The organism is Micromonospora sp. NPDC049139 (assembly GCF_055586845.1).
This window is the reverse complement of the sequence record NZ_JBVJHK010000005.1, coordinates 98,606-123,302: the sequence shown is the minus strand read 5'-3', so window position 1 is coordinate 123,302 and position 24,697 is coordinate 98,606. Positions and strand designations below refer to the sequence as shown.

The window sequence follows — 24,697 nt, the reverse complement described above, 5'->3', positions numbered from 1 at the left end:
GCAGCGGACCTTCGCCGGAGGAAGGACGACCATGCTCAAGTCACGCGCCTCGCGGGCGGCCACCCTGGCCGCCTGCGCGACGTTCCTGCTCGCCACCAGCGCCTGCGGGACCGAGGGGCCCGACGAGACGACCACCCACCAGGTGCGCCTCTACGGCTCCGACGGCAACATGCTCAACTCGTACCCCGCTGAGCTGAAGGACCGCGCCAGCCTCGTCGACGGCATGAAGGGCACCAAGCCGATGACGCCGCTGCCGGAGAGCTTCAAGAACCGGCTACGGTCCGTCGACCCGAAACTGAACGACTTCCTCTACACGGCCGAGACGTACGACGCGGTGGTGATCAGCGCGATCGCCGCCCAGCTCGCCGGCAGCACGGACCCGGCCGCCGTCGCCAAGCAGATCGTCGGGGTCACCAACGGCGGGCAGCGTTGCGAGGACGTGGCGTCCTGCCTGGCGCTGGCCCGCGCCGGCAAGGACGTGGAGTACCGAGGCGTCTCGATAACCCGGGCCGGGTTCACCGAGGCCGGCGAGCCGGCCACCGCCAGCTACGCGACCGTGCACTTCGACGGCCAGCAGCTCAACGACGGCAAGACGGAGTTCGTCGGCGCTGGCGACGAGTCGGCGGCGAGCACCGAGGCCCCGCCGAAGGGTAAGAAGCAACGCGGTGGCCGCACCGACCGCAGCGACGGCTCCCCGCTGGTCGTGGGCGGCCTGCTGCCGATGACCGGTGACCTCTCCCTGGCGTACCCGCCGATGGCCGCCGCGGCCGCCCTGGCGATCAAGGAGATCAACGCGGGCGGCGGCGTGCTCGGCGAGCCGGTGGTCTGGATCGACGGCGACGACGGCACCAACCCGAAGGTGGCCAAGGCCACCGTGGCGAAGCACGTGGAGCAGAACGTGCACGTCATCATCGGCGCCGGCGCCTCCGGGATCTCCCGCGAGGTCCTGCCCGACGTGGTGCGGGCCGGAAAGGTCCTGTTCTCCTCCTCGAACACCGATGCCGGTCTGACCAAGCTGGACGACAACGGCCTCTACTTCCGCACCGCCCCGCCGGACAGCCTCCAGGGACGGGCGCTGGCCGACGTGATCCTCCGGGACGGGCCGCAGAAGGTCGCGATCGTGGCCCGCAAGGACTCCTACGGCGAGGGCCTCCAGGCCACCGTCAAGGCCGAGCTGGAGCGTACCGGCGTCGACGGCGACCGGATCAAGCTGCTGGCCTACGAGCCGCCGGCCGACGCCAAGGCCAACCCCGTGGACTTCACGGCCGGGGCGAAGGAGATCAAGGACTTCGGCGCGGACGCTGTGCTGATCATCGGGTTCGCGGAGTCGGCGCAGGTGATCCGCGCGCTCGCGGACGCCGGCGTGGAAATCCGGCACTGAGCCGCTGACCCGTCGCACGTGGACGGCCGCACCGGATCACCGGTGCGGCCGTCCTCGTCATGCCGCCGACGCCGCGACGCGGGTGCCGCCGTCGTCGTCGCGGGTGCCGACGCCGCGTCGCGGGCACCACCGCCACAAACGCGGGCGTCGCCGCTCAGCGGGGCGTCGCGGGTCAGCGGGGCCGTCGCCGCTCCAGGAAGTCGGTCATCCGCCGGCGCTTCTCCTCGTCCTCGAAGAGCACCGCCTGGCTGACCAGGTCGAGGTGCGGGTGCGCGGCGGCCGGCGCGTCGACCGCCAGCTTGGTCAGCCGCAGCGCCAGCGCGGACCCCTTGGCCATTTCGTCCAGCAGCCCGTGCGCGGTGGGCAGCAGCTCGTCGGGCTCGGCCACCACCCGGTTGACCAGGCCGATCCGCAGCGCCTCCTCGGCGTCCACCCGGCGGCCGGTGAAGAGCAGTTCCTTGGCCCGGGCCTCTCCGACCAGTGCCGGCAGCCGGTGGGTCGCGCCCGCGCCGGCCAGGATGCCCAACCGCACCTCCGGCTGCCCGAACACCGCCCGCTCGGTGCAGACCCGCAGGTCGCAGGCGTACGCCAGCTCGGCACCGCCGCCCAGCGCCGGCCCGTCCACCGCCGCCACGGTCGGCATCGGCAGCGCCCTGATCCGGGCGAAGGCGGCGGAGTTGATCGCCGCGAGCGCGTCCAGCCGGCCCCGTTCGCGCAGTTGCCCGATGTCCGCCCCGCCGGCGAAGATGCCCTCGGCCCCGCCCGTGAGCAGCAGCAGGCGGGGGCGCGCCTCCAGCTCCGCGCAGACCTGGTGCAGCTCGGCGATCAGGCCGGCGTCGATGGCGTTGCGCTTCTCCGGCCGGTCGAGCGTGACCACCAGCCGGTCCGGCCGCTCCTCGACCCGCAGCCCGCTCACGACTTCACCCCGCCTTCCCAGCGGTAGAAGCCCTGACCGGACTTCTTGCCCAGCCTGCCGGCGGCCACCATCTCCGCCAGCAGCGGCGGCGGCGCGAACCGGTCCCCGTACGCGGCCTGGAGGGTGCGCGCGATGTCCAGCCGCACGTCCAGCCCGACCAGGTCGGTCAGCTCCAGCGGGCCGATCGGGTGCCGATAGCCGAGCACCATCGCCTTGTCGATGTCGGCCGGGCTGGCCACCCCGTCGGCGACCATCCGGATCGCCTCCAGGCCGAGGGTGACCCCGAGCCGGGAGGTGGCGAAGCCGGGCATATCGCGTACGACGACGGGGTCCTTGCCCAGCCGGTCGGCGAGCGCGACGGCCGCGGCGGTGGTCTCGTCGGCGGTGGCCGGGCCGACCACGACCTCCAGCAGCGTCATCGCCCAGACCGGGTTGAAGAAGTGCAGCCCGAGGAAGCGCTCGGGTCGCGCCAGCCCGTCGGCCAGTTCGGCGATGGAGATGCTGGACGTGTTGCTGCCCAGCAGCGCCGGGCGCAGCGCCTCGGCCTCGCGCAGCACCGCCCGCTTGAGGTCCGGCCGCTCCGGTACGGCCTCCACCACCACGGCCGGCTCCTGCGCGACGTCGGCGAGCGCGGCCCGCAGTGTCACCCGCCCCCGGTTCGTCGCGGCCTGGTCGGCGGTCAGCCTGCCGCGCCCCACCGCCCTGTCCCACAGCTCACCGAGCCGCTCCACGGCCGCGGCGCCCCGGGCCCGGTCCACCTCGACCAGCTCGACGGTGTGCCCGGCCCCGGCCGCCACGTACGCGATGCCGAGCCCCATCGTGCCGGCCCCGACGACGACAAAGCGGTCGCTCATGACGCCTCCCTGCCTCCGGCGGCGACCCGGGGTTGACCCGCGCTCCGCCACCCGCTCCACTCGCTCATGGGCCGACCCTATGCAGCGGCGCTCGCTCCGACATGCGTGGGGGCGGCGCGGATCGGGTACGACGGCCGTCAACCGAGGGAAGGACGAATTGAAATGAGCCAGGCACCGGAGACCGTGGACAGTGCGGGCACGGCGGAGACGGTGGAGACCCGCGGGGACGAGCGGGTCGACCTGCTGCGCGCGGACACCAACAACGACGGCCGCACCGACGTCTGGGTTGCCGACACCGACGGGGACGGCAGGCCCGACCTGTTCCAGTTCGACACCGACCACGACGGCAAGGTGGACGTCACGATGGTCGACCTCGACGAGGACGGCACCCCGGACGAGGTGGTCGACGGCGACGGCGGCCTCCCGCCCGAGCAGCTCCCCCCGACCGTCCAGGTCTGAGGCGTACGCCGGTCGTCCGGGGTGCCGCCGCGCGGCGGGCCCCGGGCGTCAGCCGGCCAGGCGCAGGGTGGCCAGGTAGTACGGGGCGTCGTGGTCGTCCACGTCGGTCAGTCGCCAGGCGGTGCCCCGGACCAGCTCGGCGAGTTCGTCGGGCGAGCAGACCAGGTAGTCGAACCACTCGGTGCCCAGCTCCCGGTAGCGCAGGCGGAGCCGGAGCTGCCCGCCGAGCCGGCCCCGGCGCCGGTTGCGCTCGTGGTAGCCCGTGTGCAGCGGGTCCCGGGTGCCGTACGGGTCGGTGCCCTGCGCGATGACCCGCGCGCCCGGCCGGGCCAGCGCGGCTAGCGCCGCCAGCAGGGCCGGGGCCCGCTCCTGCCCCTCCAGCAGCCCGACGTTGTTGCCGAGCAGCAGGAACGTGTCGTAGCGCCGGCCGTCGGCGACGTGCGAGTCGACCGTCCCGTGCACCAGCTCGCGTACGCCCCGGCGGCGGCAGACGGCCAGCGCGCCGGCCGAGGTGTCCAGCCCGGTGACCGGCACGCCCCGTTCCTGGAGCAGCAGCGCGATCCGGCCCGCCCCGACCCCGACGTCCAGGGTGGCGCCCTCGACCCGGTCCACCGCCCGGTGGTCGTACGGCTGCCAGTCGGCCGGGCCGTCCAGGTAGTGCGCGGCGGGCGCGCCGTTGATCAGCCCGTCGTCCCGCTCGATGATCTCGATGACCGGCCGTGGCAGCCGCCCGCCGGCCAGCGGCCGGGGGCCGATGCCGGTGGCGACGGCGAACGCGTCGCGCAGCATCTCGCCGAAGACGTCACCGATCCGTGGTTCCACCGTCACGGCTTCACGCTATCCGGCCGGTCAGTCAGCCGTGGCGGCCGTATCCTGGCGGGATGGCCACACTGGACCGCCTCGCCGCGGAGAAATACATCCTGCTGACGACGTTCCGCAAGGACGGGCGGGCGGTGCCGACGCCGGTCTGGGCGGTCCGCGACGGCGACGCGCTGGCGGTGTGGTCGGCGGCGGATTCCGGCAAGGTGAAGCGGATCCGGCGCAGCGGGGACGTCACGGTCGCACCGTGCGACGTCCGGGGCCGTCCGCACGGCGAGGCGGTGCCCGCCCACGCGACGCTCTGCGGCCCGGCCGACACCCGACGGGTCCGCGACCTGATCAAGCGGAAGTACCGGATGATCGGGCGGCTCAGCCTGCTCGGCAGTCGGTTGCGCCGGGGCGAGGGCGGCACGGTCGGCATCCGGGTCTCGCTCGCCGGGCGGCCGTCGGGCGGCGACTGACCCGCGCGCCGCCCCGCCGTCGCCGCGCGGCGGCCGGGGCGCCTGTGCGGCCGGCCTGCGCAACCGGTCCGGCCGCGCGGGCGCCGACCGGCCGGACCCCGACACGACGAAGGGCGACGGACCGTGTCCGCCGCCCTTCGTGCACACCTGTCTGACTTCCGGCCGTCAGTCCCCCTGGCGCTGCTGGGGGATCTGCCCCTGCAGCAGGGCCCTGACCTCCGACTCGCGGTACCGACGGTGGCCCCCCAGGGTGCGGATGGCGCTGAGCTTGCCAGCCTTGGCCCACCGGGTCACCGTCTTCGGGTCGACACGGAACATCGACGCCACCTCGGCCGGCGTGAGTAGCGGCTCTGGTTCGTGCGTTCGCGATGCCATCGGTCACTCCTCCACATGTATAGACATCGGCCGGGGTCCCGCCGGCCGACGCGTCTCCCATGGTCCGGCTAGTCCCCGATGTCCGACATGGGCCGAACGGCCGAACGTCCCTAGACGGACGGATGAACCATGCCCGATTTATGCGACTTTTACACGGCAGAAAGTACCTTATTCGGACTCATGATCACGGTTCGTGATGCGCCAACTACGAGGACGCCTCGCCTTCGCGGCCCCGCCTGGGCGAATTGTCGTCAGTTGCACCGTTCCAGCAGTTGCACCGCGCGCCACCTCGCGACCAGCTTGTCGTACGCGGCCGAGGCCTCCTCGGCCTCGCCCCGGGACAGCCCGGCGAGCCCACTCGCCACCAGCTCGGGCGAGTCGTCGGCGGCCAGCGTCTCGTCGGAGAGCAGGTCGACCAGGCCACCGTAGTCCAGCTCCACCATCGAGCGGGGGTGGAACTCCTCCAGCCAGCGGGCGGCCTCCTCGACCGCCTCCGTGATCGGCGCCTCGCCGACCGACTTGCGCAGCACCGACAGTGCCCGCGACGACCGGCGCCGCGCCTTCGAGATCTCCGTCCGGAAGCGCAGCGCCCGCCGGCCCGGGCGGGTCACGTGGTGCCGCTCCTCGGGGTCGAAGAGCACGAACCAGCGCAGCGGCACACCCCACGTCGCGATCTGCTCGTGCAGCCGGGGCACGCCGTGCTCCAGCACGCGGGCCCCGCTGCGCCAGTCCTCCACCACCGCCTTGGCCTGCCCGGCGAGCACCGGCGGCACGAACGCGTCGGCCAGCACCGGCGGCACGCCGTCGCGCGCGCTCAGCGCCGCCTCGGCCACCCGGATGCGCAGGTTCCACGGGCAGACCAGCAGCGTGTCGTCGGCCTCCAGCACGTACGCCTCGTCCGGCAGGTCGGGCAGCCGCGTCCAGCCCGCGCCGAGCGCCTCGATCACGGACGTCCGTTGCCGGCCGGGCCCCTCCACGGGGGCCACCGCCCGACCCTGCTCGACGTAGCGGCGCCAGTACGTCTGGCGGTCCCGGTCGAAAGCGGTCAGGGGCTCGTACACGCGCAGGTAAGAAGCGAAGAGCGACGGCACGGCGCGATCCTCCCACGAATCGGAACCCGACCGTCGTCGACGCTGCGATCACGCGCGCCGTGGGCGGTCGGACGGCGTCGGCCGATACTAGGCTCAGCGGCACCGGCAGCATCCCGCCGGCGTCCACAGGTCCTCGTCCCACAAGGGCGCACCCCACACCAGGAGCTACTCATGGGCGTATTCGCCAGCAACGACGACCCGGGATCCACCGGTCACGAACAGGTCGTGTTCTGCCAGGACAAGCAGTCCGGCCTGAAGGCGATCATCGGGATCTACTCCACCGCGCTCGGCCCCGCGCTCGGCGGCACCCGGTTCTACCCGTACGCGAGCGAGGAGGCCGCCCTCGCCGACGTGCTCGACCTGTCCCGGGGCATGGCGTACAAGAACGCCCTGGCCGGGTTGGACCTCGGCGGCGGCAAGGCGGTCATCTGGGGTGACCCCGAGCGGGTCAAGAGCGAGGCGCTGCTGCGCGCGTACGGCCGCTTCGTGGAGTCCCTCGCCGGGCGCTACTACACCGCCTGCGACGTCGGCACCTACGTGGCCGACATGGACGTGATCGCCCGGGAGACGTCGTACGTCACCGGCCGCAGCGTCGAGCACGGCGGCGCCGGCGACTCCTCGATCCTCACCGCCTGGGGCGTGTTCCAGGGCATGCGGGCCGCCGCCGAGCACGTCTGGGGCGCCCCGACCCTGGCCGGCAGGCGGGTCGGCGTGGCCGGCCTGGGCAAGGTCGGCAAGTACCTGGTCGGCCACCTGCTCGACGACGGCGCCGAGGTGGTGGCGACCGATGTCAACCCGAAGGCCCTGGAGTGGGCGCGCACCACCCACCCGCAGGTCGCGCTCGTCGACGACGCCGCCGCGCTGGTCGCCGCCGACATCGACGTGTACGCCCCGTGCGCGCTCGGCGGCGCGCTCAACGACGACACGGTGCCGGCGCTGCGCGCCAAGGTGGTCACCGGCGCGGCGAACAACCAGCTCGCCCACCCGGGCATCGAGAAGCTGCTGGCCGACCGCGGCATCCTCTACGCCCCGGACTACGTGGTGAACGCCGGCGGCGTGATCCAGGTGGCCGACGAGATCGAGGGCTTCAACTTCGAGCGGGCCAAGCTGCGCGCGACCCGGATCTACGACACCACCCGGGAGATCCTCCAGCTGGCCGACGCCGAGGGCGTGCCCCCGGCGGTGGCGGCGGACCGGCTCGCGGAGCGGCGGATGGCCGACGTCGGCCGGCTGCGCACGATCCACCTGCGATGAGCGTCACGGAGGCGGGGCCGGCCCGGTTCCGCCTCCGGCGCCGCCGCACCGAAGCGCCCGTTAAGCTGGTTTCGTCGGGCTTTGTCCGGTGTCACGGGCGCTCCCGGCACCGCTCCTTACCCGGTACAATCGGTGACGACTGGACGACCGCGACGCGCGGTACCGGTCGACGGTAACCCGAGGTGCCGAACGATGGCATCCCCATGTACCGTAAGAGCTACGAGAGATGCCTGACGTCATCGGGGCCCGCCTTCGGGCTGCCCCGCATTCTGTGCGAGGGGGTCGAGCCATGGGGCGCGGCCGTGCTAAGGCCAAGCAGACGAAGGTGGCGCGGGAGTTGAAGTACCACTCCCCGAACACCGACCTCACCGCCTTGCAGCGCGAGTTGGCGGGTGCTGGTAAGTCTGAGCACAACTTCGACGACGACTACAAAGAGTATGTCGACGACGATGATGAGGATCACGCGGACGAAGACCCGGATCCCTGGGTACGTCCGACCCGCTGACCTCCGGTCGCAGCTGAGCACGCGGTAATCCCCCGCGTGCTCACGCATGTGCCCATCCGAAGCGGCGCCAACACCGACGATCAGGGACCATGCCGTCCCGGAGGCGACTCCGGCTGCTCGGCAGGTCCCTGATCCCGGTGTGGCCGCCTCAGCGGGGCCGGTTGTTCCAGTTGTAGAACGTCGGGATGTTCTCGAAGTGGTTCCAGGCGCAGACGGCGCTCGCGCCGTCGCCGCCCGCCACCTCCGCCCGCAGTCGCCGCGCGGCCTCGGCCTCGTGGAGCAGAGCGGTGAGTCCCGGCGCGGCTTCCCGCACCCGATCGGCGACCTGGCCCGGGGCGGCGTCCACCCCACGCTCAGGCTGCCGGTGACTGGTGGTCTCGGGCATGCTCCAACACTCCCTCCAGTAGGTGGATCTTGCTGTTGCGGCAGTGCGCGGTCTCCGTACCGTCGAAACGCCCCAGCTCGAAGTAGCGGTTGGCGGCGTGGCCGCCGCCGCAGAAACCGAAGTAGGGGCAGGATGCACGGCACGCCTCGACACCGGCGAGGAACTCACCGACCCAGGGCGTCCGGCCCGCGTGGGCGAGGATGTCGGCCAGCGGCGTGGCCAGCACGTTCCCGCTGCTGAAGTCGCCGTACCGGACGTCGGTGAAGCCGGCCAGCTCGGGCGAGAGCACCGTCACCGAGCCGTCGTGGCCGACGGTCGGGATCGGGTCCAGCCGCCGGGGCAGCACGTCGTCGGCGGTGCCGTCCAGCACGGCGGCGGCGTACCGCAACGACCACTCGACCTCGCGCAGGTGGATCCGGGGCTCCCGCCGCCAGGCCGCCACCAGTTCCGCCCAGAACGCGGTCACCGCCCGGGCGTCGTGGGAGTTGTCGCGGAGGTTGACCCCCTCGGTCTCCTCGATGTTGACGCCGAGCACGTCACACCCCAGGCCGAGGAAGTAGTCGTACAGCTCGGTGGCGAGGCCCGGCTCCGGGCGGCCCACCACCGCCAGCGCCGAGAACGGCAGCCCGTGCCGGCGCAGCGCCGCCACCCCGCGCACGATCCGGTCGTACGCCGGCCCGCCGGCCCGGGTGACCCGGTCGCCGTTGCGCTCCCGCGGGCCGTCCACGCTCACGCTCACCCGCACCCGGTGCTCGGTGAAGAACGCGCACCACGCGTCGTCGATCAGCGTGGCGTTGGTCTGCACGTGGTGCTCGACCTCGGGCCCGAAGGGCGCGATCAGCGCGGCGAGATGCTCCCGGCCGGCGGCGAGCGGCTCCCCGCCGTGCCACACCACCGAGAAGCGGCCCGCCGCCGCCCACGGGTTGACCGACGCGGCCACCGCCTCGGCCACCGGCACCGGCATCCGCCGGTCGACCGCCCGGAACGGCAGGTAGCAGTAGGCGCAGTCCAGGTTGCACAGGGTGGTCGGCTGCATCACCACGTACGAGGGGACGGCGGCCAGGCCGCGCATCCCGCTGAACGACTGTCCCCGAGCAGCCATTGCCCTCCTCCGCGCCTGAAGGGCTGTCGGGGCCCCGATGAGGGGGTTGCCCCGACAGCGTTGAGGGTGCCCCTCAGGCTAGGCGGCGACGGCCACTCGGGTGAAGCCCTGATCAGATGCTCGTACGGTCACCGGAGCGTGATCATCATCCCCGGGTGTGCTGCCCGATCATCTGCACGTTGCCGGAGCCCTCGATGATCTCGCCGGCCTGCCACGCGTCGACGCCGCGGCCGGTCAGCGTGGCCAGCGCGCGGTCCGCGTCCTCGGCGGAGACGATCGCGAACATGCCGACGCCCATGTTGAACGTCGCCTCCATCTCCGGGTCCTCGATCCGCCCCTTGGTCTGGATCAGGTCGAAGATCGGCTGCGGCTTCCAGGTGGACCGGTTGACCACCGCGTCGACGTGCTCGGGAAGCACCCGCACCAGGTTGCCGGGGATGCCGCCGCCCGTGACGTGGGCGATGGACCGCACCTCGGCCTCGGCGATCAGCTTGAGGCAGTCCTGCGCGTAGATCTTCGTCGGGGTGAGCAGCTCCTCGCCGAGGGTGCGCTGCCGGCCGAAGTCGTCGATCACCACGTCGAGCCGCATCCGGCCGGCGCCCAGCAGCACGTGCCGGACGAGGGAGTAGCCGTTGGAGTGCAGGCCGGAGGAGCGCATCGCGATCACCACGTCGCCCACCTCGACCCGCTCCGGGCTGAGGATGTCGGCCTCCTCCACCACGCCGACGCCGGTGGCGGAGATGTCGTACTCGTCCGGGCGGAGCACGCCGGGGTGCTCGGCGGTCTCGCCGCCCAGCAGGGCGCAGCCCGCGTACCGGCAGCCGTCGGCGATGCCGGCGCCGATCTCGGCGACCTTGTCCGGCACGACCTCGCCGGTGGCGATGTAGTCGAGCAGGAAGAGCGGCTCGGCGCCGCAGGCGACCAGGTCGTCGACGACCATCGCGACGAGGTCGATGCCGACCGTGTCGTGGATGTCCATCTGCTGCGCGATCACCAGCTTGGTGCCGACGCCGTCGGTGGACGAGGCCAGGATGGGGTTCTTGTACTTCTTCGTGTCCAGCCGGAACAGCCCGGCGAAGCCACCCAGGTCGCCCATCACCTCCGGGCGCCGGGTCTGCTTCACCTTCGACTTCAGCAGCTCGACCGCCCGGTCGCCCGCCTCGATCGAGACCCCGGCGTCCGCGTACGAGACCGACCGTTTGCGCGCCGGCCGGCCGGTGCCGGCCGTCCAGGGCTGACGGTCGCCGCCGGCGCCGGTCGGGCTGCTTCCTGCGCCGCTGCGCTCGGACACGTGCGTCACGGTTCTCCCCTTTGTGGTTCTGGCGCCGCGCCGGCGATGACCGGCCGCGCCGGGTGGTGCTACGGGCGGTGTGTTGTCGCGCCGCCCGGAGTGGCGACGAGCGGAGGGGTGGTGTGCTCGGGAGCGTCGGGCGCCGCGGTGACCCGCCGGCCCACCCCCTCGAGCACGTGCTTGCCGATCAGGTTGCCGGCGGGCAGTTCGATCGGGTACTCCCCGTCGAAGCACGCGCGGCACAGCCGGGTCTTCGGCTGCTCGGTGGCGGCGATCAGGCCGGAGAGGGACACGTAGCCGAGCGTGTCGGCGCCGATCGAGCGGCGGACACCCTCGGTGTCCAGCCCGTTGGCCAGCAACTCGGCCCGGGTGGCGAAGTCGATGCCGTAGAAACACGGCCACTTGACCGGCGGCGAGGAGATGCGCACGTGCACCTCCAGCGCGCCGGCCTCGCGCAGCATCCGCACGATCGCCCGCTGGGTGTTGCCGCGCACGATCGAGTCGTCGACCACGACCAGCCGCTTGCCCCGGACGTTCGCCCGCAGCGGGTTGAGCTTGAGCCGGATGCCGAGCTGGCGCAGGGTCTGCGACGGCTGGATGAAGGTGCGCCCGACGTACGGGTTCTTCATCAGGCCGGCGCCGTAGGTGATCCCGGACTCCTCGGCGTAGCCGATCGCGGCCGGAGTGCCGGACTCCGGCACCGGGATGACCAGGTCGGCCTCGACCGGGTGCTCCTTGGCCAACTGGCGACCGATCTGCACCCGGGCCGCGTGCACGTTGCGGCCGGCGATCGTGGCGTCCGGACGCGCGATGTAGACGTACTCGAAGAGGCAGCCCTTCGGCTCCGGGGCGGCGAACCGGCTGGAACGCAGGCCGTCCTCGTCGATCGCGATCAGCTCGCCGGGCTCGACCTCGCGGACCACGCTCGCGCCGACGATGTCCAGGGCGGCGGTCTCGCTCGCCACCACCCAGCCGCGCTCCAGCCGGCCCAGCACCAGCGGGCGTACGCCGTGCGGGTCGCGGGCCGCGTAGAGGGTCGACTCGTCCATGAAGACGAAGCTGAACGCGCCGCGCAGCTGCGGCAGCACCTCCAGCGCGGCCGCCTCCACCGACAGGTCGGGGTGGCTGGCCAACAGCATCGTCACCAGGGAGGTGTCGTTGGTCGAGCCGTCGGCGACCAGGCCCCGCTCGGTGACCTCACGCTGGAGGTCGGCCGTGTTGACCAGGTTGCCGTTGTGTGCCAGCGCGATCGTGGTGCCGGAGCTGGTGGACCGGATGGTCGGCTGGGCGTTCTCCCAGGTCGAACCGCCGGTGGTGGAGTAGCGGGCGTGGCCGATCGCCACGTGCCCGCGCAGGCTGGCCAGGGTCGGCTCGTCGAAGACCTGGGCGACCAGGCCGAGGTCCTTGTAGACCACGACGCCGGAGCCGTCGCTCACCGCGATGCCGGCGGCCTCCTGGCCACGGTGTTGGAGGGCGTATAGCCCGAAGTAGGTGAGGTTTGCGACCTCCTCCCCGGGCGCCCAGACACCGAAGACGCCACACGCGTCCTGGGGGCCTGGTCGTTGGGGATCAAGGTCGTGGCTCAGCCGGCCGTCGCCTCGGGGCACCTGCGCTCCCTCATGCTGGTCTGGACCGGCCTGGCGAACCACGCGGGGGGCGGGACTCGCACTCCTCGGCCGGGACCACTGTCGTCGCCTGACAGTGTACGCGAATCCGCGTCGACACAGAAAGTCACGATCTGGCTCCCGAACGTCACCAGCCCCTGCGCGTCGCCGCAGCTAGAGGGGCAGGTGCTCGGAGAGGTCGGCCCGGATTCCGCTCACCCGCACGCGACCCTGGGTGATCGCCTCGGCCCAGTCGAGCCGCCCGGTCGCCACCGCCAGCCAGGTCGCCGGATCCATCTCCACGACGTTCGGCGGGGTGCCGCGGGTGTGTCGAGGCCCGGGAATGCACTGAACTGCGCCGTAAGGTGGGACACGCACCTCCACCGATCGGCCGGGGGCGCGCTCCGCGAGGGCGGTCAAGAGGGCACGGACCGCATCTCGGAGGACCGGCCGTTCGGGCGTACGCCCCTCGTCGAGCGCCGACAACGCCGCCGCGACCGCGGCGGACTTTATGTGCGGAGAGGACACGACGGGACGATACGACTCGAACGCAGCGCGTCACACGCTGGCCCTGGGTCGCGCCGTTCCGGTCAGACAAGGCATAGTTGCCAACGGCGTATTCGTACCGTGATGATCCCCGGCCCGGCGCCCCGCCGGTCGAGGGAAGTCAGTCCGGAAGGCGGTGGACGTGTCAACACACCGACGTGCCTGGAAGCAGCGGGCCGGTGTGGTCGTGGCGCTGGTTGTCGGCGCTCTGCTCGCTGTCCCCGCCACACCAGCCCTGGCCGCCGACGTCAAGGTGTCCCCGAACTCTGCCACGGTGCAGGCGGGTAACGAGACGTCGGTCACCGTCTCGATCACTCCGACGAGCCCCACCGAAAGGTCGGTCAACCTCAGCCTCGCGGGTCTGCCGCAGGGGGTCGAGTGCGTCCGGGGTTGTGGGCAGGTCGAGCTGAACTTCGGAGAGACAGCGTCGCCGGAGGTTCGGCTGCGGGCGGCCAACAACGCTCCGGGCGTCGACCGGCAGCAGGTCACCGTCAACGTCTCGGGCTCCGGCGGCGCCTCGTTCAACCTGACCGTCAGGGGCCGCGAGGCGGAGCCGAGTCCGTCGCAGACGCAGACCGTCCGGTCGGTCTCCGGCAAGGTGGTCGTCCAGGCGAACGGCAAGGCCGTGCCGAACGCCGTGGTGATGCTCAAGGACGGCGCCGGCAACACGCGGGACACGGTCAGCGACGACAGCGGCAACTTCCGCTTCACCGGCACCACCGAAAAGCCGATCGTGCCGGGCCGGCTCGCCGTCGGCGCCAACGTCGGCGAGGTCTACGGCACCAAGAGCTTCGACGCGAGCGCCGGCCAGAGCATCACCGGCCAGCGCATCGCCCTGGCGATCAAGGTCGAGACGACCCCGAGCGCCACCCCCTCGGCCACCGACGAGCCGCTTCCCACGGACGAGGCTCTCGACGAGACCGACGGGGGAAGCACCGAGGCGAGCCCGGGCGCGGCGGCCAACGCCAGCAACGAGGACTCCGGCGGCATGGGCTCCTGGCTGATCATCCTGCTCGGGGGCCTGCTCGTCGCCGCGGGCGTCGGCACCATCGTGCTGCTCTGGATGCGGCGCAAGGACAACGGCGACGAGGGCGACGACGCCCCGGCGGGCGCCGCCGCGGCGGGCGCGGTCCCGGCGGCGCGCGGGGCGTACCGGGGCGCTGGCGTGGACGACCAGACCCGGGTGGTCAACCGGGCCGGCGCCGGGCCGGACCCGACGATGGTCGGCGGCACCTCGCTCAGCGACGCCCCGACGATGATGCACCGTCCCGTGGTCGACGACGTGCCGCCGGACCCGTACGGCGCGCCCCCGCAGCCCTACGGCGCGGCAGGCGCGGGGCAGGGCTGGGCCGGCAACGGCTATGGCGACGAGCCCGCCGGCTCGGGCGGCTACGGTGGCGGTGGCTACGGCAACGCGCCGTCCTCCGGCGGTGGCTACGGCAACGCGCCGTCCTCCGGCGGTGGCTACGGCAACGCGCCGTCCTCCGGCGGTGGCTACGGCAACGCCCCCGCCTCGGGCGGTGGCTACGGCGGGCACGACTACGGCGCTCCGGCCGGCGCTGCGGGCGCCGCGGGTGCCGCGGGTGCCGCCGGCTACTCGGCGGGAGCCGGAGGCGGCCGGGGCTACGGCGACCGCTACGACGAGCCGACCGGCCGCTACACCGGCGAGTCCACGCAGTACCCGGCCCCGGCCGATCCCTACGCGACGGGCGTCTACCAGCCGGAGCAGGGCCAGGGCTACGGCCGGTCCGAGACCGCGCCGTACGGGCGGGGCGGCGAGCCGACCGGCGGCTTCGACCAGCGCGGCGGCTACGACCAGCAGCGCGGCGGCGGCTACGACGACCCCGGCTACGGCCAGGAGCCACCGCAGCAGCGCGGCGGCGGCTACGGCCAGGGCGGCTACGACCAGCCCACGTCGTACGACCAGGGTGGCTACGGCCAGCAGGGCGGCTACGGCCAGGAGCCCCCGCAGCAGCGCGGCGGCGGCTACGACGACCGCGGCTACGGCCAGCAGGGCGGCGGCTACGACGACCCGCAGGCCGGGCGCGGCCGCCCGGATGGCCCGCCGCAGCAGGACCGGGGCGGTCGCCGGCTGGACTGGCTGGACGACTGACCGCACGGGCACAGCCGAAGACGACAGCGCACCACGGCGAGGGCCGTCCGGGATCCCCGGGCGGCCCTCGCCGTGGTGGCGCGCGGCACCGTCAGTCGGTCTGCTGAGGCGACGACAGCCCGGCAAACGCGGGTGAGCTGATGCCCGGGCGGCAGGGCGTCGCGCAGTCCCGGCGGGCGGCCGGGCGCGGGCGGCCGTCAGGTGCCAGGGCGGGCGCGGCCCGCGGGCGGCAGGGCGTCGGCGAACTGTCAGGCGGCGGAGAAGACGCCCTGGCGCAGCACCGGGACCACGTCGGAGACGCCGACCCGGACGGCGATCTCCACGTCCTGGGCGAAGCCGCCCTCGACCAACTCGCGGCCCGACACGCTGCCGCGTACCGCGGCGGGGACGTCGGGGGTGCTGGCGAGCGCGGCGAGCGCCATGGCCGCCTCCACGGAGAGACCGCCGGTCACCCCCGAGAGGGCGTCCAGCACGCTGGCCGCCCCGAGCTGGTCCTCCACGGCGGGGCGCAGCGAACCGTCCGGCCAGCGCTCGCCTGAGGCGACCACGCCGATCGGGGCGTCCGTCGAGCCGTACCCGTGACGGCGCAGCCAGCGCCCGACGGCGCGCGCGTTGCGCAGGCAGGCCGCGACCACCGGCAGGCCGGTGGCGCTGGCCGCGGCGCTGATCGCCGAGCCGTTGGGCGACGGCAACACGAGGTCGGCGACGACCGGCGCGGTGCTCAGCGCCGCCGGCGAGAGCGACCACGGATGCTCCGGGGTCGTCTGCCGGCGGCCCACCGCGGCGACCGCGCCCACCCGTCGCGCGTAGTCGGCCGCCTGTTCTCCCCATGGGAACGGGTGCACCCGCATGCCGCGCCCGACGGCGACCTCCACGGCGGTGGTGAACGAGAGCACGTCCACCACCACCAGCACCGCGCAGACCCGGCCGAACTCAGCCGCTCCCGTCAGCCCCCAGTCGAACCGGGCGCCGGATCCGGGTTGGGCGTAGACGGCCGCGGCCAACGCCTCAGCGCTTATCGGGCGCGGAGGACTGCTCGGTGTCACCGGAGTCGGGGTCGGCGTCGGCCCCGGTCGGGTCGTCGGCGACCTCGGCGGCCGGCTCCTCGGGTGCGGGGGCCGCGGCCTCCACCGGCGCCACGGCACCGGTCGACGGGACCGGCCCGGCCGACGCGATCGGCTCGGACGCGACGTCCGCCGGGTCCACCGGCGCCACCTCGGCCCGCTCGGCGTCGGGCAGCGGCACGGCCTCGACCGCACCGGCCACGCCGGCTGCCGGCGCCGGCACCCGCACGACCTCCGAGCCGCCGAAGAGGCGCGGCAGCGTCGCCGTGTGCGCGGCGCGCAGCTCGTCCAGGCCGATCCGGAACTGGCCGTGCACCTCCAGCGCGCCGCCGGCCGGGTCGGTGACGCCGATCAGCTCGAACGGCACCCCGCGCTCGGCGCACAGGGCGGTGAACGCCTTCTCGTGGCCGCGCGGCACCGAGGCCAGGACCCGCCCCGCGGACTCGCTGAAGAGGTAGACGAACGGCATCGAGCCGCCGGCGAACCGCTCCGGCACCGCGATCCGGGCGCCGACCCCGCGCCGCAGGCAGGACTCGACCAGGCCCTGCGCGAGGCCGCCGTCGGAGAGGTCGTGCGCGGAGCTGAGGTGCCCGACCCGGGCAGCCTCCGCCAGCAGGTCCGCCAACCGCCGCTCGTGGGCCAGGTCGACCTGCGGGGGTACGCCGCCGAGGTGCTCGTGGGTGACCCACGCCCACTCCGAGCCGGAGAGCTCCACGTGCGTCTCGCCGAGCAGGAAGAGCTGGTCGTGGTCGCCGCCGGGGCGCGGCACGAAGCCCATCGGCACCCGGTTGGCGACGTCGTCGAGCACGCCGAGCACGCCGACAACCGGGGTCGGGTGGATGGCCGCCGCGCCGGTCTGGTTGTAGAAGCTGACGTTGCCGCCGGTCACCGGGATGCCCAGCTCGGCGCAGCCGTCGGCCAGGCCACGGACGGCCTCGGCGAACTGCCACATCACGCCCGGGTCCTCCGGCGAGCCGAAGTTCAGGCAGTTGGTGACGGCGATCGGCTTCGCGCCGGTGACGGCGACGTTCCGGTACGCCTCGGCCAGCGCGAGCTTCGTGCCGTGGTACGGGTCGAGGCGGGCGTACCGGCCGTTGCCGTCCACCGACAGCGCCACGCCGAGCCCGGTCCGCTCGTCGATCCGGATCACGCCGGAGTCCTCGGGCTGGGCGAGCACGGTGTTGCCCAGCACGTACCGGTCGTACTGCTCGGTGACCCAGGTCTTGTCGGTCAGGTTCGGCGACGCGATCATGCGCAGCACGGTCTCGCGCAGCGCCTCCGGGTCGGCCGGCCGGGGCAGCGTCTCCGCGCGGTCGGCCTGGAGCAGGATCAGGTCGGCCGGCTCGCGCATCGGGCGGGCGTAGACCGGACCGTCGTCGACCAGCGAGCCCGGCGGCACGTCGACCACGAGCTGGTCCCGCCAGGTGATCACCACCCGGCCCGGCTGGCCGTCCGGTGCCGGCGGGGTGACCTCGCCGATCGCGGTGGCCCAGACGCCCCACTTCTCGGCGGTCTTGAGCACGGCGTCGAGCTTCTCCGGCTCGACCACCAGCAGCATCCGCTCCTGCGACTCGCTGGCCAGGATCTCGTGCGGCTCCATCGAGGGCTCGCGCAGCGGCACCCGCTCCAGCCACACCCGCATGCCGGTGCCGGCCGCCGCGGCGGTCTCGGTCAACGCGCAGGTCAGGCCGGCACCGCCGAGGTCCTGGATGCCGACGACGAGCTGGGCGTCGTAGAGCTCCAGGCAGGCCTCGATGAGCAGCTTCTCCATGAACGGGTCGCCCACCTGCACCGACGGGCGGCGCTGCTCGCTGCCCTCGTCGAAGGTGGCGCTCGCCAGCACCGACACGCCGCCGATGCCGTCCCGGCCGGTCTTGGCGCCCATCAGCACCACGACGTTGCCCGGGCCGGCGGCGGCCTTGTTCTGCAGGCGGTTTACCGGCAGCACGCCGAGGCAGAGCGCGTTGACCAGGGGGTTGCCCTGGTAGCAGGGGTCGAACACGACCTCGCCGCCGATGTTCGGCAGGCCGAGGCAGTTGCCGTAGCCGCCCACGCCGGCGACGACGCCGGGCAGCACCCGGGCGGTGTCGGGGTGGTCGGCCGCGCCGAAGCGCAGCGGGTCCATCACCGCGACCGGGCGGGCGCCCATGGCCAGGATGTCCCGGACGATGCCGCCGACGCCGGTGGCCGCGCCCTGGTAGGGCTCGACGAAGCTGGGGTGGTTGTGCGACTCGACCTTGAAGGTCACCGCCAGCTCGTCGGAGACCTGCACCACGCCGGCGTTCTCGCCGATGCCGGCGAGCAGCCGGTCACTCGGCGGGGCCTTCTCCCCGAACTGGCGCAGGTGCACCTTGCTCGACTTGTAGGAGCAGTGCTCGCTCCACATGATCGAGTACATGGCCAGCTCGGCCTGGGTGGGCCGGCGGCCGAGGATGTGCCGGATCCGGTCGTACTCGTCGTCGCGGAGCCCCAGCTCGGCGTACGGCTGCAGCTCACCGGGGGTGTCCACGGCGTGCGACACGGTGTCCAGGCCGGCCGCCCAGTCGGCCGTCGCCGGCCCGGTGGGCGCGGCCGGACGCGGCTCCACCGGCTGCGCCGGGGCGGCCGGGAAGGCCTCCGGGGTCTCCCGTACCTCGTCCGGATGGCTGGTCATGACCTCTCCTCGTTGCGCTCAGGGCCGCCCTGAGGGCGGGTGAGCCGACCGATGATGCCGCCGCGCACGGTCACCGCCCCGCACTTTGTTCGCGACTGCGGGGCTCGCAGACCCGGCTCACTCCTCGCGCTCACGCTGGCGCCCCCACCAGGTGCTTAAGCACCGAGGTGAAGAAGCCGAGGCCGTCCAGGGAGGGGCCGGTGAGGGCCTCCACGGCGTGCTCGGGATGCGGCATGATGCCGACCACGTTGCCGGCGTGGTTCGTGATCGCGGCGATGTCGCGCTGCGACCCGTTGGGGTTGCCGCCGACGTAGCGGGCGACCACCCGGCCCTCGGCTTCGAGCTGGTCGAGCGTCGCGGTGTCGGCGACGTAGCAGCCCTCGCCGTTCTTGACCGGGATCAGCACCTCCTGGCCGGGCTGGAACGCGTTCGTCCACGCGGTGCCGACCGACTCGATGCGCAGGACCTGGTCCCGGTTGCGGAAGTGCAGGTGCTGGTTGCGGGTGAGGGCCCCGGGCAGCAGGTGGGCCTCGCAGAGGATCTGGAAGCCGTTGCAGATGCCGAGCACCGGCAGGCCGGCCCGGGCCGCGTCCACGATCGTCTCCATCACCGGGGCGAACCGGGCGATGGCCCCGCAGCGCAGGTAGTCGCCGTAGGAGAAGCCGCCGGGCAGGACGACGGCGTCCACCCCATGCAGCCGCGGGTCACCGTGCCAGAGGCGGACCGGTTCGGCGCCCGCGATGCGGACGGCCCGGGCCGCGTCCCCGTCGTCCAGCGAGCCGGGGAACGTGACCACGCCGACCCGGGCGGTCACGAGCGGGCGTCCGCGGTCTCGTCGGCCTCGACCAGGCGGACGGTGAAGTCCTCGATGACCGGGTTGGCGAGCAGTTTGTCGGCGATCTCCCGGGCCCGGTCCAGGTCCGGTTCACCGGTGAACTCGATCTCGATCCGCCTGCCGATCCGAACCGAGGCGACGTCGCTGACGCCGAGCCGGGGCAGCGCGTTTGCGACGGCCTGGCCCTGCGGATCGAGGATCTCGGGCTTGAGCATGACGTCGACGACGACGCGAGGCACTGGGGCACTCCTGACTGTGTACGCAGTTGGGTGCCGACCCACAACGGGCGAGCGCAGCCAGCCTACCTGGCAGATCCGGCCCTGGACGCACCGGCCGGACGCAGTTCAGGCAGCGATCGGCATTCCCGGCGCGGGGGCGGGAGACCGATACGGGTTCGTTGCGATCCCGATGCGTTTCCGTTGCCGACCAGCCCGTTTCGCCCCACTCCGGCCGCCGGGACGCCCACCGCCATCGACCGACGGACCACCATCGTCATTGATGAAGTTCGATGAAACTCTTGTGAACGACATCTCAGGAGCCCTACCGTACATCGTCATACGTCGATGGGACGTACCCGGTCGCCGGCCACCCCGACCGCCGGCCGACAGCTCGACCCGGTGACCCCGGGCCCATCCCCGAAGGAGCCCCCATGCGCATCCGATCCATGATCGCAGTGCTGGCCACCGCAGCGGCCGGCCTGCTCGGCGCCAGCTCCGGCGCCCTCGCCGCCCCGGCGGGCCCGCAGCCCATCATCGGCGGCGGGACAGTCTCGTCCGCCCCGTGGGCCGCCGCGGTGTTCAGCAACGGATCGTTCACCTGCTCCGGCACGATCATCGCGCCGGAGTGGGTGCTCACCGCCCGGCACTGCCTCGGCGGCACCATGTCTGTCCGGGTCGGCAGCGTCTACCGCTCCTCCGGCGGGGTCACCCGCACGGTGAGCGCCACCTACAGCCGCTACGACCTGGCCCTGATGCGCCTGTCCAACTCGGTGAGCACCTCGTACGTCACGCTGGCCAGCAGCAACCCGCCGATCGGCTCCACCAACTCGATCTACGGCTGGGGCATGACCTGCTACAGCGGCTGCTCCGCCGCCAGCCAGCTGAAGACCGCGAGCGTCCAGGTGACCAGCAACAGCGCCACCGACGCATACGGCGGCCAGGCGATCCGGAGCACGCGGATCAACGGCAACGCGTGGCGGGGCGACTCGGGCGGCCCGCAGTTCTACAACGGCCGCCAGGTCGGCGTCGCCTCGACCGCCGACGGCTACAGCATCCAGAACTACGGCAGTGTCGCGTACAACCGGGCCTGGATCACCTCCGTGGCCGGTGTCTGACGGTTAGCGCCCGGGCGGCGCGGATGGCCGGCCACGCGCCGGCCGTCCGCGCCGCGCCGTTTTGCAGCATCCGATCAGGTGAACAAGGCTCGCGATCGGGTGCGGGGTCGCCCTGACAGCATCGGAAACGTGCTGGTCGTGACGACGGAGCAACTACCCGGGTACGAGATCCGCCAGATCCTCGGCGAAGTGGTGTCGTCGATGGCCAGGACGCGGAACCCGTACCGCGAGGGGGTCAAGAACCTGCGCGGCGGCGCGTACGACCCGATGGCGCCGGACAACCTGACCCGGTGGCGTACCGACTCGGTGGCCCGGCTCGGCGAGGAGGCCCGCCGCCTCGGCGCGAACGCCGTGGTGGGCATGCGCTTCGACAGCCGCGACTGCGGCGAGATGTGGATGGAGATCTGCGCGTACGGCACGGCGGTGATCGTGGTGCCCAAGGTGCCCGACGTCATGCCTCCCGACCAGCCGCTGGTCGCCGCGGAGACCGCCCACGACCCCGCCTTCGCCGAGTCCCCGGGCGGCATCGCCGAGCCGGCGAGCGCCCCCACCCTCCGCACGGCGGCCGAAACCCCCACCCGCGACTCCTGACCCACCCGCCCCCTTGGCCGCGTTGATCATGAAGTTGTTGCCCGCCCGTCGGCGTGTCGAGGCAACAACTTCATGATCAACGCTGGCAGTGGGGGGTGGGAGTGGGGGGGGTGGGGGTTAGAGGATGGGGGGTGGGGTGTAGGTGGCGGCCATGGGGTGGGCTTCGACCACGGCGGCTACTCGGCGGGTGACTGCCTCGACCTGGGCCGGGGCGGCGCCGACGAAGGCGGTGCGGTCGGCGACGAGCGCGTCGATCTCACCCCGGGTCAGGCCCAGGCGGCCGTCCGCCGCGAGGCGGTCGAAGAGGTCGTTCTCGGCGGCGCCCTTCTCGCGCATGGCGAGCGCGACGGCGACCGCGTGCTCCTTGATCACCTCGTGGGCGACCTCGCGCCCGACGCCGCGCCGGACCGCCGCCACCAGGATCTTGGTGGTGGCCAGGAACGGCAGGAAGCGCTCCAGCTCCCGGTTGACCACCGCCGGGTACGCGCCGAACTCGTCCAGCACGGTGAGGAACGTCTGGAACAGCCCGTCGGCGGCGAAGAACGCGTCCGGCAGCGCGACCCGGCGGACCACCGAGCAGGAGACGTCCCCCTCGTTCCACTGGTCGCCGGCCAGCTCGCCGACCATCGACAGGTAGCCCCGGATGATCACCGCGAAGCCGTTGACCCGCTCGCTGGACCGGGTGTTCATCTTGTGCGGCATCGCGCTGGAGCCGACCTGGCCCGGCTTGAAGCCCTCGGTCGCCAACTCCTGGCCCACCATCAGCCGGATCGTCGTGGCCAGCGAGGACGGCGCGGCGGCGATCTGCGCCAGCGCGGAGAGCACCGCCAGGTCGATCGAACGCGGGTAGACCTGGCCGACGCTGTCGAGCACCCGGGAGAAGCCGAGGTGCTCGGCCACCCGGCGCTCCAGCTCGGCGACCTTGTCGGCGTCGCCGTCGAAGAGGTCCAACTGGTCGGCGGCGGTGCCCACCGGGCCCTTGATGCCGCGCAGCGGGTACCAGTTGATCAGGTCGTCCAGCCGCTCGTACGCGATCAGCAGCTCCTCCGCGGCCGACGCGAAGCGCTTCCCGAGCGTGGTGGCCTGCGCGGCGACGTTGTGCGAGCGGCCGGTCATGACGAGGTCCGAGTGCTCGACGGCCAACCGGGACAGCCGGGCCAGGGTGGCGACCACCCGGTCCCGGACCAGCTCCAGCGAGGCCCGCACCTGGAGCTGCTCGACGTTCTCGGTGAGGTCCCGGGAGGTCATCCCCTTGTGCACGTGCTCGTGCCCGGCGAGCGCGCTGAACTCCTCGATCCGGGCCTTCACGTCGTGTCGGGTGACCCGCTCCCGCTCGGCGATCGAGGCGAGGTCGACCTGGTCGAGCACCCGCTCGTACGCCTCGACCACGCCGTCCGGGACGGACACGCCGAGGTCCCGCTGCGCCCGGAGCACGGCGAGCCAGAGCTGCCGTTCCATCCGGATCTTCTGCTCCGGTGACCAGAGGGCGACCAGCTCGGGCGAGGCGTACCGGCTGGCGAGCACGTTGGGGATCGTCGTCACGTACCTCAGTCTTGCACGCCCCTCTCGCGTGCCTTCGCCGAAGACCCGCGACGTGCCACGGCTCTCGGCAGGGCGGGGTGGGCGGAGCGTCGTCGCCCCGGCATGCCGCGCGTCGCGGCGACCGGTCGGTCGACCGCCCTCAGGACGAAGGGGCGGGACGGCCCGTCAGGGCCCGCCACAATCCCGCGCACGCCTCCGCCTCGGTGTCGAACACCAGCCGGACGTCGTACCTGCCGCGCTCGTAGGCGCCGATCTCTCACCGTCCCCCCGACGAGCGGCGCAGGAACCAGAAGTCGGGAGGGACCGGCACGTGCTCGTGCACACCTTCCAGTTCGAACGCGTCCGGTGACATCCCGGTCGCCAGCAGGGCGCTGCGCACCTCGTGCCGGTCCACTCCCGACCTCCCTGTCCACGGGCTTCAGCAGACGGGAACCCCGCCGCCCACACCACCCTGCCGGGGCACGGTGGTCGCCGTGCACGGCGGGGCGACGCCGTCCAGGTACTCCTCGACGAGGTAGTGGTGGTCGATCAGCCACTGCACGTTCAGGTTCCCACCGGCCTGCGGCACGTACGCCGGGTTCAGCTGGAACTGGGTGCCCAGGCCGGGCTGGGCGAACCACGGCGCGATCGGGCCGGAGTCGACGTCGAACGGCTTGAGCACGCAGTAGGTGTGGTAGTTGGCCAGTGGGGCCCCCGGCGGGGGCGGCGGGATCGGCGGCGTGTTCAGGCTCTGCGGCGCCAGCGAGCGAGCGCTGAACGGAGTGCCGAGCGGGGAGAGGAAGGCGCCGCCGGGGAAGCCGAAACGGTCGAGGCGGTACCCGGGCAGCAGGGTCTGCCGCGTCTTGATCGGCTCGCCGTGCGGGCCGAGGACGTAGCCGTCCTCGGGCGGGAAGCGCAACTCCGCCGGGCTGCCGGTGGTAGTTCTGCAACCACCGGCTCTCGGTCTGCGCGCCGAGCCGCTGATAGCCGGCGAGCAGCGGCCCGACCGGCGAGGCGTACGGAAGCTGGGCCGGCCCGAGCAGCCGCTTGCCGTCGAAGAACTGGGTGGTCTCCGGCGCGTTCGGCGGCAGGCCCGGGCGGCAGAGGCCCGGCGACGGCTGCGGTTGCCGGTCCGCCCCACCGGACTGCTGGCCCGGCTCGCCGGATCGCTCCTCCGCCCCGCCGGGGCGCTGGCCCGGCGCTCCGCCGGCCTGGCCGGCGCCCGAGTCGTCCTCGGCGGCGGCCTGGGCCACCGCCGTGGGGGCGACCTGGTACGGGGTGCCGGGGAGCGGGACCAGGGCCGCGCCGGAGAGTGCGGCGAGTAACCAACGTCTGGATTTCATGACAAACCTCCCGATGAAGGACGATCGACGTCTTCATCGCCGGGATGTTCGAACATGAATGCGAGGATTGCGCTGTTTTTCCACCGGAAGGTGTGTACGTGCAGGTCAGGGCGGGTTCGCTCTGTTGGCGGGCGACTGCGGCGGTGGTGGCGGCGTCGTTCTCCACCACCCGGGACAGGGCGGGGCCCGGACGAGAACGCC

General features: G+C 73.1%; 25 protein-coding genes and 1 pseudogene. 9 read left to right on the top strand and 17 right to left on the bottom strand.

Annotated features, from left to right (window positions below):
• The first annotated feature begins 31 nt into the window (after nucleotides 1-31).
• Nucleotides 32-1,381 (top strand): ABC transporter substrate-binding protein, encoded by a 1,350-nt coding sequence (locus ACZ6Q9_RS11725; RefSeq protein WP_396828696.1) that lies wholly within the window; start codon nucleotides 32-34, stop codon nucleotides 1,379-1,381.
• Between the two features lie 172 nt (nucleotides 1,382-1,553).
• On the opposite strand, the gene ACZ6Q9_RS11720 is transcribed toward ACZ6Q9_RS11725, so the two are convergent.
• Nucleotides 1,554-2,297 (bottom strand): enoyl-CoA hydratase/isomerase family protein, encoded by a 744-nt coding sequence (locus tag ACZ6Q9_RS11720; RefSeq protein WP_393459052.1) that lies wholly within the window; start codon nucleotides 2,295-2,297, stop codon nucleotides 1,554-1,556.
• On the bottom strand, nucleotides 2,294-3,151 hold the full coding sequence (locus tag ACZ6Q9_RS11715) for a 3-hydroxyacyl-CoA dehydrogenase family protein (RefSeq protein ID WP_396828699.1): 858 nt from the start codon (nucleotides 3,149-3,151) through the stop codon (nucleotides 2,294-2,296). Before ACZ6Q9_RS11715 ends, ACZ6Q9_RS11720 begins: the two co-directional genes overlap by 4 nt.
• Before the next feature lie 162 nt (nucleotides 3,152-3,313).
• Between ACZ6Q9_RS11715 and ACZ6Q9_RS11710 the strand changes: the two genes are divergently transcribed.
• Complete coding sequence (locus tag ACZ6Q9_RS11710; protein WP_396828701.1) at nucleotides 3,314-3,610, top strand: hypothetical protein; 297 nt, start codon at nucleotides 3,314-3,316, stop codon at nucleotides 3,608-3,610.
• 48 nt (nucleotides 3,611-3,658) lie between these two features.
• On the opposite strand, the gene ACZ6Q9_RS11705 is transcribed toward ACZ6Q9_RS11710, so the two are convergent.
• Nucleotides 3,659-4,438 (bottom strand): class I SAM-dependent methyltransferase, encoded by a 780-nt coding sequence (locus ACZ6Q9_RS11705; protein WP_393459046.1) that lies wholly within the window; start codon nucleotides 4,436-4,438, stop codon nucleotides 3,659-3,661.
• Nucleotides 4,439-4,491: 53 nt separating this feature from the next.
• Here ACZ6Q9_RS11705 and ACZ6Q9_RS11700 point away from each other — a divergent pair, with 53 nt between their 5' ends.
• Entirely contained in the window at nucleotides 4,492-4,890 is a 399-nt protein-coding gene (locus ACZ6Q9_RS11700) for a PPOX class F420-dependent oxidoreductase (protein ID WP_350702123.1), read from the top strand.
• Between the two features lie 165 nt (nucleotides 4,891-5,055).
• Here ACZ6Q9_RS11700 and ACZ6Q9_RS11695 read toward each other — a convergent pair whose 3' ends face one another.
• Both ACZ6Q9_RS11695 and ACZ6Q9_RS11690 read right to left on the bottom strand, forming a co-directional pair.
• The gene (locus tag ACZ6Q9_RS11695; protein WP_007073996.1) at nucleotides 5,056-5,265 is read right to left on the bottom strand and encodes a BldC family transcriptional regulator; all 210 of its coding nucleotides are present in this window, start codon (nucleotides 5,263-5,265) and stop codon (nucleotides 5,056-5,058) included.
• 251 nt (nucleotides 5,266-5,516) lie between these two features.
• A complete protein-coding gene (locus ACZ6Q9_RS11690) occupies nucleotides 5,517-6,356 on the bottom strand; it encodes a DUF8083 family protein (protein ID WP_393259884.1) in 840 nt (279 codons plus the stop codon).
• A 171-nt stretch (nucleotides 6,357-6,527) separates the two neighbouring features.
• Here ACZ6Q9_RS11690 and ACZ6Q9_RS11685 point away from each other — a divergent pair, with 171 nt between their 5' ends.
• Complete coding sequence (locus tag ACZ6Q9_RS11685; RefSeq protein ID WP_393259881.1) at nucleotides 6,528-7,610, top strand: Glu/Leu/Phe/Val family dehydrogenase; 1,083 nt, start codon at nucleotides 6,528-6,530, stop codon at nucleotides 7,608-7,610.
• A 289-nt stretch (nucleotides 7,611-7,899) separates the two neighbouring features.
• Nucleotides 7,900-8,115 carry a DUF3073 domain-containing protein gene (locus ACZ6Q9_RS11680; protein WP_091099829.1) on the top strand — a complete coding sequence of 72 codons (216 nt, stop codon included), beginning with the start codon at nucleotides 7,900-7,902 and terminating at the stop codon, nucleotides 8,113-8,115.
• A 148-nt stretch (nucleotides 8,116-8,263) separates the two neighbouring features.
• Here the strand turns inward: ACZ6Q9_RS11680 and amcA are convergent, their stop codons facing one another.
• From amcA to ACZ6Q9_RS11655, 5 genes are all read right to left on the bottom strand, one after another.
• The gene (amcA, locus tag ACZ6Q9_RS11675) at nucleotides 8,264-8,500 is read right to left on the bottom strand and encodes a multiple cyclophane-containing RiPP AmcA (protein ID WP_357449724.1); all 237 of its coding nucleotides are present in this window, start codon (nucleotides 8,498-8,500) and stop codon (nucleotides 8,264-8,266) included.
• The gene (gene amcB / locus ACZ6Q9_RS11670; RefSeq protein ID WP_393459074.1) at nucleotides 8,469-9,572 is read right to left on the bottom strand and encodes a cyclophane-forming radical SAM peptide maturase AmcB; all 1,104 of its coding nucleotides are present in this window, start codon (nucleotides 9,570-9,572) and stop codon (nucleotides 8,469-8,471) included. Before amcB ends, amcA begins: the two co-directional genes overlap by 32 nt.
• A 175-nt stretch (nucleotides 9,573-9,747) precedes the next feature.
• Nucleotides 9,748-10,902: a phosphoribosylformylglycinamidine cyclo-ligase gene (purM, locus tag ACZ6Q9_RS11665; protein WP_350702130.1), complete on the bottom strand. Its 1,155-nt coding sequence runs from the start codon at nucleotides 10,900-10,902 to the stop codon at nucleotides 9,748-9,750.
• A gap of 59 nt (nucleotides 10,903-10,961) precedes the next feature.
• Nucleotides 10,962-12,500, bottom strand: a complete 1,539-nt coding sequence (gene purF, locus ACZ6Q9_RS11660; protein ID WP_396828705.1) for an amidophosphoribosyltransferase — start codon at nucleotides 12,498-12,500, stop codon at nucleotides 10,962-10,964.
• A gap of 171 nt (nucleotides 12,501-12,671) precedes the next feature.
• Nucleotides 12,672-13,025 (bottom strand): sterol carrier family protein, encoded by a 354-nt coding sequence (locus ACZ6Q9_RS11655; protein WP_393259876.1) that lies wholly within the window; start codon nucleotides 13,023-13,025, stop codon nucleotides 12,672-12,674.
• Nucleotides 13,026-13,185: 160 nt separating this feature from the next.
• Here ACZ6Q9_RS11655 and ACZ6Q9_RS11650 point away from each other — a divergent pair, with 160 nt between their 5' ends.
• The gene (locus tag ACZ6Q9_RS11650) at nucleotides 13,186-15,156 is read left to right on the top strand and encodes a carboxypeptidase-like regulatory domain-containing protein (RefSeq protein ID WP_396828707.1); all 1,971 of its coding nucleotides are present in this window, start codon (nucleotides 13,186-13,188) and stop codon (nucleotides 15,154-15,156) included.
• Nucleotides 15,157-15,404: 248 nt separating this feature from the next.
• On the opposite strand, the gene ACZ6Q9_RS11645 is transcribed toward ACZ6Q9_RS11650, so the two are convergent.
• From ACZ6Q9_RS11645 to purS, 4 genes are all read right to left on the bottom strand, one after another.
• Entirely contained in the window at nucleotides 15,405-16,160 is a 756-nt protein-coding gene (locus tag ACZ6Q9_RS11645) for a 2-phosphosulfolactate phosphatase (protein WP_393259872.1), read from the bottom strand.
• A gap of 4 nt (nucleotides 16,161-16,164) precedes the next feature.
• Nucleotides 16,165-18,873, bottom strand: a complete 2,709-nt coding sequence (gene purL / locus ACZ6Q9_RS11640) for a phosphoribosylformylglycinamidine synthase subunit PurL (protein WP_393259868.1) — start codon at nucleotides 18,871-18,873, stop codon at nucleotides 16,165-16,167.
• 130 nt (nucleotides 18,874-19,003) lie between these two features.
• On the bottom strand, nucleotides 19,004-19,687 hold the full coding sequence (gene purQ, locus ACZ6Q9_RS11635; RefSeq protein WP_393259865.1) for a phosphoribosylformylglycinamidine synthase subunit PurQ: 684 nt from the start codon (nucleotides 19,685-19,687) through the stop codon (nucleotides 19,004-19,006).
• Complete coding sequence (gene purS, locus ACZ6Q9_RS11630; protein ID WP_030332194.1) at nucleotides 19,684-19,947, bottom strand: phosphoribosylformylglycinamidine synthase subunit PurS; 264 nt, start codon at nucleotides 19,945-19,947, stop codon at nucleotides 19,684-19,686. Before purS ends, purQ begins: the two co-directional genes overlap by 4 nt.
• Before the next feature lie 410 nt (nucleotides 19,948-20,357).
• Between purS and ACZ6Q9_RS11625 the strand changes: the two genes are divergently transcribed.
• Nucleotides 20,358-21,041: a S1 family peptidase gene (locus tag ACZ6Q9_RS11625; protein WP_396828710.1), complete on the top strand. Its 684-nt coding sequence runs from the start codon at nucleotides 20,358-20,360 to the stop codon at nucleotides 21,039-21,041.
• Nucleotides 21,042-21,064: 23 nt separating this feature from the next.
• A pseudogene (locus ACZ6Q9_RS11620) lies at nucleotides 21,065-21,632 on the top strand (YbjQ family protein).
• 117 nt (nucleotides 21,633-21,749) lie between these two features.
• Here ACZ6Q9_RS11620 and purB read toward each other — a convergent pair.
• From purB to ACZ6Q9_RS11605, 3 genes are all read right to left on the bottom strand, one after another.
• The gene (purB, locus tag ACZ6Q9_RS11615) at nucleotides 21,750-23,174 is read right to left on the bottom strand and encodes an adenylosuccinate lyase (protein ID WP_396828712.1); all 1,425 of its coding nucleotides are present in this window, start codon (nucleotides 23,172-23,174) and stop codon (nucleotides 21,750-21,752) included.
• A 256-nt stretch (nucleotides 23,175-23,430) separates the two neighbouring features.
• Nucleotides 23,431-23,568: a hypothetical protein gene (locus ACZ6Q9_RS11610; RefSeq protein WP_393459031.1), complete on the bottom strand. Its 138-nt coding sequence runs from the start codon at nucleotides 23,566-23,568 to the stop codon at nucleotides 23,431-23,433.
• Between the two features lie 24 nt (nucleotides 23,569-23,592).
• A complete protein-coding gene (locus ACZ6Q9_RS11605; RefSeq protein ID WP_396828714.1) occupies nucleotides 23,593-24,072 on the bottom strand; it encodes a TNT domain-containing protein in 480 nt (159 codons plus the stop codon).
• A 16-nt stretch (nucleotides 24,073-24,088) separates the two neighbouring features.
• Between ACZ6Q9_RS11605 and ACZ6Q9_RS11600 the strand changes: the two genes are divergently transcribed.
• A complete protein-coding gene (locus ACZ6Q9_RS11600) occupies nucleotides 24,089-24,478 on the top strand; it encodes a hypothetical protein (RefSeq protein ID WP_396828716.1) in 390 nt (129 codons plus the stop codon).
• The last annotated feature ends 219 nt before the right edge of the window (nucleotides 24,479-24,697 follow it).